The sequence below is a fragment of the Pseudoduganella danionis genome (assembly GCF_009720775.1).
In the GTDB taxonomy this organism is placed as follows: Bacteria; Pseudomonadota; Gammaproteobacteria; order Burkholderiales; family Burkholderiaceae_D; genus Rugamonas; species Rugamonas danionis.
The window spans coordinates 477,439-492,576 of sequence record NZ_WNKW01000004.1 but is presented as its reverse complement, the minus strand read 5'-3'; the positions used below and the strand labels follow the sequence as shown (position 1 = coordinate 492,576).

Below are 15,138 nucleotides of genomic sequence, written 5' to 3'. Positions count from 1 at the left end.
GATCGGCCGTTTCCAGTGCTGCGATGCTGGCCGGGGTCAGCGCCAGCACCTGGGCCGTGCCCAAGGCAGCGGCCTGGGCCGTATTCAGCGCAGCAATCTGGTCGCTGTTCAAGGCCTTCATCTGGGCAGCACTGAAGCTGCTGGTCACTTCCGTTGAAAGGGCAGCGATTGCCGACGTTCCCAGCGCCGCCACGGCATTGCTGGATAGCGCAGCCGCTTGCGCGGTGCTCAGCACGCTTGCCTGGGCCGTCGTCAATGCTGCGATCTGGGTAGTATTCAATGCGCCCGTCGCCGCCGCGCTCAAGGCGCTGAACTGGCCGGTCGACAGGGCCGCCACCTGGGCCGTCGACAGACCGGCAAGTTGCGCCGTGCGCAAAGCCAGCACGTCATTGGTGCTCAGACCGACCAGGTCCGCCACTTCCAGCGCCCCCAGCGCCTTGCTCGACAGCGCGGCGACTTGCGCCGTGCCCATGCTGGCCAGCGCAGCCGAGGTCAGTGCCACCGCCTGATCCGTGCTCAGAGCCGCAATCGCAGCGGTATTGAGTGCCGCAATTGCTCCCGTGGACAGCACATTGATCTGGGTGGTAGACAGCGCGGCTAATTGCGCCGTATTCAACTGGGCCATGCTGGCCGTGGTGATTGCTACCAGATCTGCCGTCTCCAGTGCCGACACGGCTGCCACCGTCAAGGCAGCAACTTGCGCCGTCGTCAACTGGGCAGCTTGCAGGGTGCTCAAGGCTTGTACTTGATCCGTGGTCAGCACCTTGATCTGGCTGGCACTGATGCCAACCATGGCTTCGCTCGACAGCGCAGCTATATCTTCCGTGGCCAGCTTGGCGAAACTGGCGGTCTGCAGCACGCCGATCTGGCTCGAGTTCAGCATGCTGACTTGCAGCGTCGTCAGGTAAGCCACTTGCCGGCTATTGATCCCGCCCGCTATCTGTGCCGTGGTCAGGGCTGGAATCTGCGCGCTGGTAAAAGCGGCCAACTGGTCGGAATTGAATGCTGCGAAGTCGGCTGAGGACAAAGCTTGTACCTGAGTTGTACTCAGGTTGGCCAATTGCTCAGTCGTAAAAGTGGTCGCGAAAGTCATTCTAATTCTCCTGGAGGTGCTGTCCTAGCAGCGCAGAACGCGAGACGAGCGGACAGTCTGTGTGTCGCTCATCTCACGCTCGGATTCAGTTATTTCTCTAAAATTTTGGGGTAAACGACACCCACACGAAAACGTCCTGCACAACCTATAACGGCGAGTTTTTGAATTTCATTAAGTAAACTTTCTCATTTCGGACAAATTTTTCATTCCGGATAGAAAGCGCTGTCTCGCCCCGCTGCTGCGCTAGAAAGGTCAAGCTTCATTATACGTAGGAAAGTTGCCATACGGCACGACATATGGCATTTGTTGCAAATAAAAAGTGTTTGCACCACACTGGCGGCACGGCAAAATATTACGCAAATAATAACATCGTGACCTGGCCTCATCGGGGCGGGTGCGCCAGCCCCGAAGAAGTGTGAAATATCCCTGCAGAGTTTGCCGTGACAACATGACGCTCGTATGACCAGCCTCACTGCCTAAAAATTGATCAGCGACAGATCTGCGGCTGATGGCCGATCCGGCTCCAACCCGAGCTGAGCGTGAACGGGATACGCGCGGCTTCGCAGCACGGCGCGCCAGCCGCGTCCGATGCAGCCGATACGCAGTCGGCCTTGGCCGGGTACACTGGCAAGGTCTGAGCTAGCCCGAGCAGCACTCGCTACGGGCATGAACACCGCGTAAGGAGCAAGGCATGGGTAAAGGCAGGCTGGAAGCATTCAGCGATGGCGTGATCGCCATCATCATCACTATCATGGTACTGGAACTCAAAGTACCGCATGGCACCAGTTGGGCCGCGCTCGAGCCACTCTGGCCCGTGTTCTTCAGCTACGTGCTGAGTTTTATCTACGTGGGCATCTACTGGAACAACCACCATCATCTGATCCATACCGTTAGCCACGTCACCGGCGCCGCACTCTGGGCCAATCTGCACCTGCTGTTCTGGCTGTCCCTGCTGCCCTTCGTCACCGGCTGGGTCGGCGAGAATCACTACGCTGGCTTGCCGCTGGCCTGTTACGGCTGCGTACTGTTCATGTGCAGTATTGCTTACTTTGTACTGGCAAGCTGCTTGGCGGCAGATAACGAAGCGCTCAAGCGGGCGTTGGGCAAAGACCGCAAAGGTAAGCTCTCCACCTTGCTGTATGCGATAGGCATCGTCGCATCGCTCGGTGCGCCGTGGGCAGGTTTCGCCATCTATGTCGCAGTCGCAATGATCTGGTTCATCCCTGACCGGCGTTTCGAGCCGCGCTAAATGTCCAGCAGAATATGAACGCCCTACCATCCTAGCGCTCTTGTTGCCGGTCCCGCTGCCTCCGTACAATAGGCTTTTTAGACCAAACGACGATCTGGCGTGAAGTGGACATCAGGGATGGGACAGCGACTGCCTGCCTTGCATCATTGGGGGCAAGAACGTGCAGCAGGTATCGATCTGCTGCGTGCGTTCGCCATATTCAGCGTGATGCTGTATCACCTGAGCAGTCATGGCGTCGCCCTGCCAGCCCTGGTGGAACAGGGCTGGATGGGTGTCGACCTGTTTTTTGTCCTGAGCGGCTACCTGATCGGCTGGCAGCTATTTAGCTGTTACGCCGGCGGCAGCACGCCCGGCTGGGGTGGTTTTCTATTGGGGCGGGCGCTGCGCATACTGCCAGCCTATTATGTGGTACTGGCACTGTACTTCCTGCTGCCGGATCAGCGCGAAGGAGGCACACTTCAAGCCCTGTGGAAATTTCTCACGTTCACTCTCAACCTGTATCCCCAATGGGAACAAGGCCTGGCCTATTCGCACGCATGGTCGCTGTGTATAGAACAGCACTTCTATCTGCTATTGCCAGCCACGGTATGGCTGCTGGCCCGCCATGCCAATCTCAGCCGTATCAGCCTGCTGCTTGCGCTGCTGTGGGGCGGCGCCCTGCTGCTGCGCGGCTATCTATGGCAGACCCATGTGGCTGCATCTATGGCGGCGGGCAAGGTCGAACTAGCCATGCAGGATTTCATCGTCTGGATTTACCACCCGACCTATGCACGGTTGGACGGCCTGCTGCTGGGCGTTACGCTGGCCATGGTGCGGGCTTTCCGTCCGCACTGGTGGGTCCGTCTGCAAAGCCGCAGCACCGCACTGCTATGGGGCGCTGGCGCAATCTTCCTTCTGTGCCTGCAGATTCCATTGATGAGTCTAACAGGTGCCATGCTGCTGTACCCACTGGTGGCGCTAGGTTGCGGTGCACTGGTACTGAGCGTGAGCAGTCCCGCCAGCTACCTGGCCCGCCAGCGCGTGCCGGGCGCGCGCACGCTGGCCACGCTGGCCTACAGTCTTTACCTGACGCACCGGCAAATCTACCACTGGCTCGATACTTTGCTGCCCGAGCTCGCCAAGCAAAGCACCGTGGTTGCCGCAGCGGGCTATGGCACGGCGTCGCTGCTGGCCGCCGCCGTGCTGTACTTGCTGGTGGAGCGGCCGGCGCTGGGCCTGCGGCGGCGCCTGCTAGCTGCGCCGCAAGGCCAGCCCCAGCCAGATGCCAGCCGCCGCAGCGCCGCTTAGCGGCTCGCTTATGCGCTTATGCCAGTTCTTCGGCCGGACCAAAGAACTCGTAACGCGCCTGCGCATCCGGCACGCCCAGTTCAGCCAGTTGCTGCTTGATGGCTTTCATGAACGGCTTGGGACCAAGGAAGTAGGCATCCACATCACGCGTTGCCGGCAACCACTGTGACAACTGCTGCGCCGTCAGGTAGCCGGTGGCATGGGCGCCGTCCGCTGCTGCCGTTTCGTAGCAATAGAAACGCTGTAGCTGCGGATGCTGTGCCGCCAGCGCATCGACCTGCGCGCGGAAGGCATGCACACCCGCGTGGCGTGCCGCGTGGATGAAGTGCACGGGACGCTTGCTGCGCAATGCCGTAGTCAGCATGGCCAGCGTGGGCGTAATGCCTACACCACCGCTGATCAGCACCAGCGGCTTGTCGCTCTGCGTCAGCACAAAGTCGCCCGCTGGCGGGAACACCTGCAGGCTGGCGCCAACGTCGAGCTGGTCATGCAGATGGTTGGACACCACACCGCCCGCCTCGCGCTTGACGCTGATGCGGTAATCACTGCCATTGGCTTCGGCCGAAAGCGAATACTGCCGACGCAGCAGGCTGCCCGCTACCTCGACTTCAATGCCGATGTACTGGCCCGGCAGATGCTGCACTACCTTGGCGCCGTCGGCCGGCACCAGCACGAAGGAAGTGATTTCCTCGCTTTCCACCGTCTTCTGCGCCACCTTGAACTGGCGCGCACCGCGCCAGCCGCCTTCCGCAGCCGCGTTCTGCTGGTAGATCTGTTCTTCTGCGCCGATCAGGATATCGGCTAGCTGGCCATACGCTGCGCCCCATGCGGCCAGCACTTCATCGGTCGCCACTTCCGCGCCCAGCACTTCACGGATCGCCTTCAGCAGCGAAGCGCCCACGATGGGATAGTGCTCGGGCAGTATCTGCAGCGACACGTGTTTATTGATGATGGTAGACACCAGCGGCCCCAGCGCCTCCAGCCGCTCGATGTTTTTCGCATACATCAGCACGGCATTAGCCAGTGCGCGCTGCTGCTTGCCCTCAGCCTGATTGGACAGATTGAACAGCGCTTGCACCTGCGGGTAGTCGCGGAACATGGTCTGGTAAAAATGCCGCGTGAGGGTTTCGCCGCCCTGTTCCAGAATCGGTACGGTGGCGCTAATGATGGCTTTGTGTTCTTTGCTCAGCATGGGAATGACAGACTTTCTGAAGTGATGAGATAAAGCAGTATATCAGATGCCTCTTTTAATTGCTGGCGCCGCTATTAATGCTAGGACGCGTGCGCACTTGCTATCGCTCGTCATCGGACGCTACGCCGATTTCACTGGCCTGATCCTGTAGGCGCTTGCAGGCCGCTGGCAATGAATGATACGATTCGTATATGGATTGCATATGGATCGAATATAGGTGAGAAATTATGGGTATCGTAAATATTGATGCGGATCTGCATGACCAGATACGCAAGGCAAGCGCGGTAGCATGTCGCTCCATCAACGCCCAAGCGGCCTTCTGGATCAAGGTCGGCCTGTTGTGCGAGATGAACCCGACTTTAAGTTTCAATGAAATCGTCGTCAGAGAGTTGCGGGCAGCAGGGGTGGTAGCAGACTCCCTCCAAGTAAGTACGCTATGACCAAGCATCCCGAGGAAATCGCTCTGATGGCGCAGTCAGGAAAACTGCTGGCAGACGTGTTTGGCCACCTGAATCGCCTCGCTCTGGTCGGCATGTCCACCATGCAAATCAACGATCTGGTCGAGAGCTACATCGTCAATGAGCTCGAGGCACGCCCCGCGAGCAAAGGGCAGTATGGCTATAGCTATGCGCTGAATTCATCAAGAAACAATGTGGTATGCCATGGTGTGCCTTCAGCCAAGGAAATTTTGAAAAGCGGCGACATCATCAACTTTGACATCACGCTCGAAAAAAACGGCTTTATTGCCGACTCCAGCAAAACTTATCTGGTCGGCGATGTATCGCCAGCCGCCCGACGTCTGGTTCAAACTGCCTACCAGGCCATGTGGCAAGGTATACGAGCCGTGCGCCCCGGAGCCCGGCTGGGAGATATCGGGCATGCGATCGAACAGCATGCCCGGCTAAATGGCTATTCGGTCGTCAAAGAATATTGTGGACATGGGATAGGACGTGAAATGCATGAAGCACCGCAGGTCTTACACTGGGGGAAACGTGGAACGGGGCTAGTGCTACGAGAAGGCATGATTTTTACGATCGAGCCCATGTTGAATCAGGGGCGATCAGAGGTCTATACCCAGCAAGATGGCTGGACTGTGGTGACACGCGACGGACAGCTTTCGGCCCAATTTGAGCATACGGTTGCTGTCACAAAACAGGGCGTACAAGTTTTGACACTGCGGGCGGAAGAAGCAAGCGACAGAGCTGCCGCCCTGGCATAGAGCGACGACAAACGGCTGGTAGCGGCCGGACTCAAAGAGCAGGCAAGAACTGATCGCAATATCGAAAAACAAAGCCCCGTAGATCAACGATCTACGGGGCTTTGTTTACAAATCAGAGACTACTAGGTCTCAGAACGGAATGTCGTCATCCATGTCCGAGAAATTCGGCGCTGGACGTGGCGCCGGACGTGGTGCTGCTGGTGCCGGTGGCGCCATTTGCGGACGTGGTGCCGGTGCCTGACGCTGTGGTGGCGCCTCGTAGCCGCCGTCGTCCATGCTGTCGCCACCGCCCATGCCCTGACGGCCACCGAGCATCTGCATCTGCTCGGCGATGATATCGGTGGCGTAGCGCTCTACACCGTCCTTGTCCGTGTATTTACGGGTTTGCAGACGGCCTTCCACGTACACCGACGAACCTTTTTTGAGGTACTGGCCAACGATCTCGGCCAGACGGCCGAAGAAGGAAATACGGTGCCATTCCGTCAACTCTTTCTGCTCACCCGTGTTGCGGTCTTTCGAACGATACGAGGTTGCCACTGCGATGTTCGCAATCGCATCGCCGCTAGGCATGTAGCGAATTTCCGGATCGCGACCCAGATTGCCGACGATGATCACTTTGTTGACAGATGCCATGTATAAAACTCCTGAAGTTCGACCGCCCTGACTTTTGGGCAAATTTTAGCTAAACGACGATTATAGAACACCGCCTACCCCTGCGCCTCAACTATCTCGCAACGCAGAATTGAAACAACGCAAGAAAATACTGTTATTATATACAGTATCACATAGTCCACGGTCGATCTGGCGCAAGGTGGGCGCAGATAATCAAACCCAGCTATAGTATCGGGTTGACCCCGAAAGGCAGAACATGGAACAAATCCGTATCCGCGGCGCACGCACGCATAATCTCAAAAACATCAATCTCGATTTGCCGCGCAACCAGTTGATCGTGATTACCGGCCTGTCCGGTTCCGGCAAGTCTTCGCTCGCGTTCGATACGCTGTATGCGGAAGGCCAGCGCCGCTATGTCGAGTCGCTCTCGGCCTACGCGCGCCAGTTCCTGCAGCTGATGGAAAAGCCCGATGTCGATCTGATCGAAGGCCTGTCGCCGGCCATCTCGATCGAGCAGAAAGCCACTTCGCACAATCCCCGTTCTACCGTCGGTACGGTCACCGAGATTCACGACTATCTGCGTCTGCTGTATGCACGCGTGGGCACGCCTTATTGCGTCAACCACCCCGATCAGGCGCTGGCGGCGCAGACCGTATCGCAGATGGTCGATGCCGTGCTGGCTATGCCGGAAGGCACCAAGCTGATGATCCTCGCGCCCGTGGTGGCCAACCGCAAGGGCGAGCACAGCGATCTGTTCGAGCAGATGCAGGCGCAGGGCTTTGTGCGCTTCCGCGTACAGAGCGGCACCCACGCCGCCAAAATCTACGAAGTGGACGAACTGCCCAAGCTGAAAAAAACCGAGAAGCACACCATCGACGTGGTGATCGACCGCGTCAAGGTCAACAGCGAGATCAAGCAGCGTCTGGCCGAAAGCTTCGAAACGGCGCTGCGTCTGGCCGATGGCCGTGCCGTGGCACTGGAAATGGATCATGGTACGGAGCACGTATTCTCCAACAAGTTCGCCTGCAATACCTGCGGCTATTCGCTGCAGGAGCTGGAGCCGCGCCTGTTCTCGTTCAATAACCCGATGGGTGCCTGCCCTGAATGCGATGGCCTCGGTCACATCGAATTCTTTGATCCGAAACGTATCGTCGCCTTCCCCAACCTGTCGCTGGCCTCGGGCGCCGTCAAGGGCTGGGACCGACGCAACCAGTTCTACTTCCAGATGCTGTCGAATCTGGCCGCGTTCTACGAGTTCGATCTCGATCTGCCGTTCGAACAGTTACCGAAGACGGCGCAGGAAGTGATCTTGCACGGCTCGGGCAAAACCATGATCCCGTTCACCTACGTCAACGAGCGTGGCCGCACTGTCATCAAGGAGCATGCATTCGAAGGCGTGGTGACCAATCTGGCACGGCGTTACCGCGAAACGGACTCGATGGCCGTCAAAGAGGAACTGGCCAAGTTCATCAACGAGAAGCAGTGCCCGTCCTGCCACGGTGCGCGCCTGCGTCAGGAAGCGCGCTACGTCAAGGTCGGCAGCGGCAAGCAGGAAAAAGCCATCTACGAGATCGCCCAGAAACCGCTGCGCGATACGCTGTCCTTCTTCCAGCAGCTCAAACTGAAAGGCGCGAAAAAGGAAATCGCCGACCGCGTGGTGAAGGAAATCATCTCGCGCCTGCAGTTCCTGAACAACGTCGGCCTCGATTATCTGTCGCTGGACCGCAGCGCCGATACGCTGTCCGGCGGCGAAGCCCAGCGTATCCGTCTGGCCTCGCAGATCGGTTCCGGCCTGACGGGCGTGATGTATGTACTCGATGAACCTTCCATCGGCCTGCACCAGCGCGACAACGACCGCCTGATCGACACGCTCAAGCATCTGCGCGATATCGGCAACAGCGTGCTGGTGGTGGAGCACGACGAAGACGCGATCCGCACGGCCGACTTCATCGTCGACATGGGCAAGGGCGCCGGTGTGCATGGCGGCGATGTGATTGCGCAAGGCACGCTGAAAGAAATCCTCAAGAACAAACAGTCGCTGACGGCACAGTACCTGAACGGCACGCTGAAGATCGCCGTGCCGCCCAAGCGCCATCAGGCCGATCCTGACCGCCAACTGATCATCACTGGCGCAACCGGCAACAACCTGAAGAAAGTCGATCTGAAGCTGCCCGTCGGCCTGATGACCTGCGTGACGGGCGTTTCCGGTTCCGGCAAATCGACGCTGATCAACGATACGCTGTACCCGGCGCTGTCGCGCCACCTGTATGGCTCGCAAACGGAACCGGCGCCGCACGACAGCATCAGCGGGCTCGAACACTTCGATAAAGTCATCGCCGTCGATCAGGCCCCTATCGGCCGCACGCCGCGCTCCAATCCGGCCACCTACACGGGCCTGTTCACGCCTATCCGCGAACTGTTCGCCACCGTGCCGACGGCCAAGGAGCGCGGCTATAGCGCGGGGCGTTTCTCGTTCAACGTCAAGGGCGGCCGCTGCGAAGCCTGTCAGGGCGATGGCGTGATCAAGGTCGAGATGCACTTCCTGCCGGACGTGTACGTGCCCTGCGATGTCTGCCACGGCAAGCGCTACAACCGCGAAACGCTGGAAGTGCAGTACAAGGGCAAGAACATCACCGAGATTCTCGACATGACGGTGGAAGACGCGCACGAGTTCTTCAAACCCGTGCCGCTGATCGCGCGCAAGCTACACACGCTGCTCGATGTGGGCCTCGGTTATATCAAGCTGGGGCAGAGCGCTACCACGCTGTCCGGTGGCGAAGCGCAGCGCGTCAAGCTGTCGCTGGAACTGTCCAAGCGCGATACGGGCCGTACGCTGTACATCCTCGACGAGCCGACTACCGGCCTGCACTTCCACGATATCGACCTGCTGCTGAAGGTGATCCACCGCCTGCGCGATCAGGGCAATACGCTGGTCATCATCGAGCACAATCTGGACGTGATCAAAACGGCCGACTGGATCGTCGATCTGGGGCCGGAAGGTGGTGCCGGTGGTGGCCAGATCATCGCCAGCGGTTCGCCCGAGCAGGTGGCCGCCAATCCGGCCAGCGTGACCGGCAAATATCTGGTGCCGCTGCTGAAATAAGCGCGAGCCCCAAAAAAAAACGCCCGCCCTGCAAGCTGCAGCGCGGGCGTTTTCTATTCCACTGTCAGCTTATTGCATGCTGACGCGGTTCTGCCTGGCCTTCTCGGTGCTGACCCAGCCTTTGATATGGGTTTCCAGCACATCCATCGGCAACGCACCGGCGCCCAGTACCTGATCGTGGAACTGGCGGATGTCGAAGTCCTTGCCGAGTTCCTTGCGTGCGTAGTCGCGCAGTTCGAGTATCTTCAACTGGCCGATCTTGTAGCCCAGCGCCTGACCGGGCCAGACGATGTAGCGGTCCGTCTCGCTCTGCACTTCCACTTCCTCGATGCCTGAGTGGTCATGGAAGAAGTCCACCACCTGCTGGCGGTTCCACTTCTTGTAGTGCAGGCCCGTATCAACCACCAGACGGATCGCACGCAGCATTTCATCCTGCAGGTGGCCGTAGTAGCTGTACGGGTTGCTGAAGAAGCCCAGCTCTTCGCCCAGACGTTCCGAATACAGCGCCCAGCCTTCGGCATAGGCCGTGTAGTTGCCCTGCTGGCGGAAGTTAGGCAGGCCGTCGATTTCCTGCGCAATGGTTAGCTGCATGTGGTGGCCCGGCACGCCTTCGTGCAGTGCCGTGGTTTCGATGCTGATGGTAGAGCGCTTCTCGAAGTCGCCCGTATTCACCATCACGCGGCCCGCACGTTTGCCGTCGGGCGAACCGGTCATATAGGCCGCACCGGAAGCGCCCTTTTCGCGGAACTCTTCGACCGGACGGATTTCCACTTTACCCTTAGGCAGGATGCCGAACTGCTGCGGCAACTGGGTGTACATCTGGTCGGTATATTTCTGGTACAGGTCGAGGATTTCCTGACGCGATTTCGGATGCAGCTCGGGATTCTGTTCCACTGCCTTGTTGAAAGTCTTCAAATCCTTGTAGCCGAGCTTTTGCGCCGTGGCCAGCATCTGCCCTTCGATACGCGCCACTTCGGCCAGCCCCAGTTGGTGAATCTGTTCCGGCGTCATGGTGGTGGTGGTCGAAGCATTGGCCTTGAAGGTATAGCGCGCGGCGCCATCCGGCAGCGACCACATGCCCACTTCCGTGCGGCCATGCGGCAGGTAGCGGGTCTTGGTGTACTGCGCCAGTTTCTTGTACGACGGCGTCACGTCTTTCTGGATCGCGCCCAGTATCGCCTTGCTCAGACGGGCTTTGTCGGCCTCGGAGAAATCTTTCGGGAAGGTCTTGATCGGCTGGGCGAACGGCGAATCGGCCGGCTTCATGGCCGCCACATCTTCGCACTGCTTGACGATTTTCGGGATCAGGAATTTCGGCGGCATCAGCTTGTCCTGCACGCCTTTTTCCATCTGCACGCGGGTCTGCTCGAACAGCTTGGGCAGCGCATGCAGACGGGTAATATAGTCTTCGTAGTCTTTCACCGTCTCGAACGGCAGCGCGGAAACGATCTGCGGCAGATCGATGTGGATGCCCGAGTTCTGCGCCAGCGGCATCTCCCAGTCCTTGAAGCGGGCACCGGCCACGCTCTCGCGCAACTGGCGTAGCATTAGATCGCGGTTCAGTTGTTCCTGCAGCGGGAAGCCGGTGGTGTCGATGGCTTCAAAGCGCTGGAGGAAGTCAGCCGATTTTTTCAGATCGGCCTCGATGCCGGCCTGCGAAAAGTCCGACCATTTGTCGTTGTAGCGTTTGTCGCCCAGCAGCGAAGCCCACTCCGGGCTGTTCTTCATCGAATATTCCCACTGCTCCTTGATCAGCTGATTCAGCGCGTCGCGGCGCGCGGCCAGATCCGGCGCTTCGGCATGGGCCACGCCCAGCACCAGAGAAAACAGCAGGGCACTGGCAACGCCGATGCGGGTAGTTACATTCGTCATAGTGGAACCTATCGGTAAAGTGGTGAGCCTCTACTGTAAGCGAGTCGGCCGGCACAGGTAGCCGATATGTGACGAAATGTAAATTTCGCGGTATGAGCTGCAAAAAACCGAGGGGTCAGGTCGGGCAAAGTGCTGGGGTCAGGTCGGGCATTGGTGCAGCCTCGACCGTTGCCCCATTGCCCGACCTGACACCTACACTTTGCCCGACCTGACCCCACAATAAAAAACGGGGCCAGCGGCCCCGTTCTTCGACTTAGCGGTTTAGCGTGCCAGACGCTTTTCCAGTTCGGCTTTCACGTCGCGCAGTTCCTGCGGCAGATGGTAGGCCAGTTTGGTGAACAGTTCTTCGTGCAGCACCAGTTCTTCACGCCATGCATCCTTGTCGATCGAGGTGATGGTTTCGAATTCTTCCGGCGAGAACGGAATGCCGTCCCACTTCAGATCACCGAAGCGCGGGGTGGTGCCGAAGATGTTTTCGACACCGCCAGCCGTGCCTTCGATACGCTCGAGCATCCACTTCAGTACGCGCATATTGTCGCCGAAGCCAGGCCAGACGAAGTGGCCCTGCTCGTCGGTGCGGAACCAGTTGACGCAGAAGATTTTCGGCAGGGTGGCTGCGTTGATCTGGCCCAGTTTCTCGCCCATGTTCAGCCAGTGCTGGAAGTAGTCGCTCATGTTGTAGCCCATGAACGGCAGCATGGCGAACGGATCACGGCGTACCACGCCCATCTGGCCAGCGGCAGCAGCGGTGGTTTCCGAACCCATGGTGGCAGCCATGTACACGCCTTCGATCCAGTTACGGGCTTCGGTCACCAGCGGTACGGTGGTGGAACGGCGGCCGCCGAAGATGAAGGCCGAAATCGGCACGCCAGCCGGATCATCCCAGGCCGGGTCGATCACAGGGTTCTGGGTAGCGGCCACGGTGAAGCGCGCATTCGGGTGCGCTGCTTTGGTGCCCGACGCTGGCGTCCAGTCCTTGCCCTGCCAGTCGATCAGGTGCGCAGGTGCTTCCTTGGTCAGGCCTTCCCACCAGATGTCGCCGTCATCAGTCAGCGCCACGTTGGTGAAGATGGTGTCCGAACCCAGCGAAGCCATGCAGTTCGAGTTGGTGCGGGTGTTGGTGCCCGGTGCCACGCCGAAGTAGCCGGCTTCCGGATTGATCGCATACAGGCGGCCATCGGCACCCGGTTTGATCCACGCGATGTCGTCGCCGATGGTGGTGATTTTCCAGCCCTTGAAGGTCGCTGGCGGGATCAGCATGGCAAAGTTGGTTTTACCGCAGGCCGAAGGGAAGGCCGCTGCGACATAGTGTTTTTTGCCTTCTGGCGATTCCACGCCCAGAATCAGCATGTGTTCTGCCAGCCAGCCCATGCCGCCGTTCTGGGCTTCCTGATGGCCCATGTTGGAAGCGATACGCAGCGCGAAGCACTTTTTGCCCAGCAGCGCATTGCCGCCGTAGCCCGAACCATAGGACCAGATTTCACGCGTGTCAGGGAAGTGCACGATGTATTTGGTGGCGTTGCAAGGCCATGCCACATCTTTCTGACCAGCAGCCAGCGGTGCACCCACGGTGTGCACGCATGGCACGAACTCGCCATCGGTGCCCAGCACATCGTACACGGCTTTGCCCATGCGGGTCATGATGCGCATGTTGACAGCAACGTAAGGCGAATCGGACAGCTCCACGCCGATGTGGGCGATCGGCGAACCCAGCGGGCCCATCGAGAACGGTACCACGTACAGCGTACGGCCAGCCATGCAGCCATCGAACAGCGGGTTCAGGGTAGCGCGCATTTCGGCAGGCGCCATCCAGTTGTTGGTCGGGCCGGCTTCTTCCTTGGTTTTCGAGCAGATGAAGGTGCGGTCTTCCACGCGCGCCACGTCGCTCGGATCGGAGCAGGCCAGGTAGGAATTAGGACGCAGTTCCTGGTTCAGCTTTTTCATGGTGCCGGCGGCGACCATTTCGCCGCACAGGCGGTCGTACTCTTCCTGCGTACCGTCGCACCAGTAGATGCGGGCCGGCTTGGTCAGGGCGGCGATTTCGGCTACCCAGTTGATTAGTTTCTGCTGCTTGACGTAAGTCGGGACGTTCAATGCTGCAACGCCACCCATGACGGGTTGATTCATAAGACCTCCAATGACAATGTAAGAATTCTGTGTCCCTGCGCGGCAGGATCGTCGTCAGCTTGTGGCTTGCGCTCGGAAGCCCATACGATATGGGTCGGCGGGTACGGCGGTCTTGTCGGAAAGCACCCGTACGCACGGGTGGGCAGCCCTGTATGATGGGGGGCCGTTTTATTTTTGTCCGGCGATTGTACACCTGACTATCCCCATTTCCGACAAAAATGTAGGAGAATTGGTTGACTAATGTAGTAGGCTATTCAGCTTTCTGCACAGACCGTTATTTCCCTACGCAATATCTATTAAATTCGTGCATCTACCATGAAAATCGCAATTCTTGATGATTACCAGAACGCAACTCCTAGCCTCGCCTGCTTTGATCTGTTGCGCGAGCACGAGGTGAAAGTGTTCAACAACACCACGCGCGGGCTGGGCCAGTTGGCCATCCGGCTGGCGCCCTACGACGCGCTGGTACTGATCCGCGAACGCACGGCGCTCAACCGCGCGCTGCTGGCCAAGTTGCCGAATCTCAAAATCATTTCCCAGACAGGCAAGCTGGCAGGCCATGTGGATGTGGCTGCCGCAACCGAACTCGGCATCGCGATTGCCGAAGGCGTAGGCTCGCCCACGGCACCGGCCGAACTGACCTGGGCGCTGATCATGGCGGCAGCACGCAAGATCGTGCCGTATGCGACCAACCTCAAGGACGGGCTGTGGCAGACGGCCTCCGTCAATCCGCAGCTCAACGGGCTGGGCATGGTGCTCAAAGGCCGCACGCTGGGCATCTGGGGCTATAGCAAGATCGGCCAGCTAGTGGCCGGCTATGGCCGCGCATTTGGCATGCAGGTGCTGGTGTGGGGTAGCGCAAGCAGCCGCGCCAAGGCGGTCGCCGACGGCTATCAGGCAGCCGCCTCGCGCGCGGCACTGTTCGAACAGGCCGATGTGCTGAGCATGCACCTGCGTTTGCATCCGGATACGCGTGGCATCGTCACGGCCGAGGATCTGGCGCGCATGAAACCGGAAGCCCTGTTCGTCAACACCAGCCGCGCCGAACTGGTACAGCCAGATGCGCTGGAGCAGGCGCTGGGACGGGGCCGGCCCGGCTATGCAGCACTCGATGTCTACACGTCCGAACCGCTAGGCACGGATAGCCCGCTACTGCGCATCCCCACCGTCCTGGCCACGCCCCATCTGGGCTATGTGGAGCGCGACAGCTACGAGCTGTACTTCCGCCACGCGTTCCAGAACATCGTCGATTTTGCGGCCGGCCAGTGTGCGGCCATCCACAACCCCGGCTATAGCGCGCAGGCGCGGCCGCTGCGCTGAACGGCCGCGGCATCGCGCTCGCTGCGCCCGCGCACAATGCTGCTACGGGTCAGCACCTTACACC

At 59.3% G+C, this 15,138-nt stretch carries 10 protein-coding genes and 1 pseudogene; 6 read left to right on the top strand and 5 right to left on the bottom strand.

Annotation, left to right across the window (positions count from 1 at the left end):
• Nucleotides 1-1,093: pseudogene (locus GM655_RS16665) on the bottom strand (heme utilization protein); the annotation flags it as partial.
• Between the two features lie 691 nt (nucleotides 1,094-1,784).
• Here GM655_RS16665 and GM655_RS16660 point away from each other — a divergent pair.
• Both GM655_RS16660 and GM655_RS16655 read left to right on the top strand, forming a co-directional pair.
• Nucleotides 1,785-2,342 (top strand): TMEM175 family protein, encoded by a 558-nt coding sequence (locus tag GM655_RS16660; protein ID WP_155435793.1) that lies wholly within the window; start codon nucleotides 1,785-1,787, stop codon nucleotides 2,340-2,342.
• A gap of 117 nt (nucleotides 2,343-2,459) precedes the next feature.
• Nucleotides 2,460-3,629: an acyltransferase family protein gene (locus GM655_RS16655; protein ID WP_155435792.1), complete on the top strand. Its 1,170-nt coding sequence runs from the start codon at nucleotides 2,460-2,462 to the stop codon at nucleotides 3,627-3,629.
• Nucleotides 3,630-3,645: 16 nt separating this feature from the next.
• On the opposite strand, the gene hmpA is transcribed toward GM655_RS16655, so the two are convergent.
• The gene (gene hmpA / locus GM655_RS16650; protein WP_155435791.1) at nucleotides 3,646-4,821 is read right to left on the bottom strand and encodes an NO-inducible flavohemoprotein; all 1,176 of its coding nucleotides are present in this window, start codon (nucleotides 4,819-4,821) and stop codon (nucleotides 3,646-3,648) included.
• 227 nt (nucleotides 4,822-5,048) lie between these two features.
• Between hmpA and GM655_RS16645 the strand changes: the two genes are divergently transcribed.
• A complete protein-coding gene (locus tag GM655_RS16645; RefSeq protein ID WP_155435790.1) occupies nucleotides 5,049-5,261 on the top strand; it encodes a ParD-like family protein in 213 nt (70 codons plus the stop codon).
• A complete protein-coding gene (gene map, locus GM655_RS16640) occupies nucleotides 5,258-6,040 on the top strand; it encodes a type I methionyl aminopeptidase (RefSeq protein WP_155435789.1) in 783 nt (260 codons plus the stop codon). The genes GM655_RS16645 and map overlap by 4 nt, the downstream gene beginning before the upstream one ends.
• A gap of 129 nt (nucleotides 6,041-6,169) precedes the next feature.
• Here the strand turns inward: map and ssb are convergent, their stop codons facing one another.
• A complete protein-coding gene (ssb, locus tag GM655_RS16635; RefSeq protein WP_155435788.1) occupies nucleotides 6,170-6,673 on the bottom strand; it encodes a single-stranded DNA-binding protein in 504 nt (167 codons plus the stop codon).
• A gap of 235 nt (nucleotides 6,674-6,908) precedes the next feature.
• Here ssb and uvrA point away from each other — a divergent pair, with 235 nt between their 5' ends.
• Nucleotides 6,909-9,755, top strand: a complete 2,847-nt coding sequence (gene uvrA / locus GM655_RS16630) for an excinuclease ABC subunit UvrA (RefSeq protein WP_155435787.1) — start codon at nucleotides 6,909-6,911, stop codon at nucleotides 9,753-9,755.
• 69 nt (nucleotides 9,756-9,824) lie between these two features.
• On the opposite strand, the gene GM655_RS16625 is transcribed toward uvrA, so the two are convergent.
• Nucleotides 9,825-11,627, bottom strand: coding sequence for a DUF885 domain-containing protein (locus GM655_RS16625; RefSeq protein WP_155435786.1), 1,803 nt, complete (start codon nucleotides 11,625-11,627; stop codon nucleotides 9,825-9,827).
• A 261-nt stretch (nucleotides 11,628-11,888) separates the two neighbouring features.
• A complete protein-coding gene (locus GM655_RS16620) occupies nucleotides 11,889-13,754 on the bottom strand; it encodes a phosphoenolpyruvate carboxykinase (GTP) (protein WP_155435785.1) in 1,866 nt (621 codons plus the stop codon).
• Nucleotides 13,755-14,069: 315 nt separating this feature from the next.
• Here GM655_RS16620 and GM655_RS16615 point away from each other — a divergent pair, with 315 nt between their 5' ends.
• Nucleotides 14,070-15,074, top strand: a complete 1,005-nt coding sequence (locus GM655_RS16615) for a D-2-hydroxyacid dehydrogenase family protein (RefSeq protein ID WP_155435784.1) — start codon at nucleotides 14,070-14,072, stop codon at nucleotides 15,072-15,074.
• Nucleotides 15,075-15,138: the final 64 nt, after the last annotated feature.

Excerpts from the sequence above, each read along its gene's own strand:
- GM655_RS16615 (WP_155435784.1), top strand. The coding sequence starts at position 14,070 with ATGAAAATCGCAATTCTTGATGATTACCAGAACGCAACTCCTAGCCTC.
- GM655_RS16655 (WP_155435792.1), top strand. The coding sequence starts at position 2,460 with ATGGGACAGCGACTGCCTGCCTTGCATCATTGGGGGCAAGAACGTGCA.
- GM655_RS16645 (WP_155435790.1), top strand. The coding sequence starts at position 5,049 with ATGGGTATCGTAAATATTGATGCGGATCTGCATGACCAGATACGCAAG.
- hmpA (WP_155435791.1), bottom strand. The coding sequence starts at position 4,821 with ATGCTGAGCAAAGAACACAAAGCCATCATTAGCGCCACCGTACCGATT.
- map (WP_155435789.1), top strand. The coding sequence starts at position 5,258 with ATGACCAAGCATCCCGAGGAAATCGCTCTGATGGCGCAGTCAGGAAAA.
- GM655_RS16620 (WP_155435785.1), bottom strand. The coding sequence starts at position 13,754 with ATGAATCAACCCGTCATGGGTGGCGTTGCAGCATTGAACGTCCCGACT.
- uvrA (WP_155435787.1), top strand. The coding sequence starts at position 6,909 with ATGGAACAAATCCGTATCCGCGGCGCACGCACGCATAATCTCAAAAAC.
- GM655_RS16625 (WP_155435786.1), bottom strand. The coding sequence starts at position 11,627 with ATGACGAATGTAACTACCCGCATCGGCGTTGCCAGTGCCCTGCTGTTT.
- GM655_RS16660 (WP_155435793.1), top strand. The coding sequence starts at position 1,785 with ATGGGTAAAGGCAGGCTGGAAGCATTCAGCGATGGCGTGATCGCCATC.
- ssb (WP_155435788.1), bottom strand. The coding sequence starts at position 6,673 with ATGGCATCTGTCAACAAAGTGATCATCGTCGGCAATCTGGGTCGCGAT.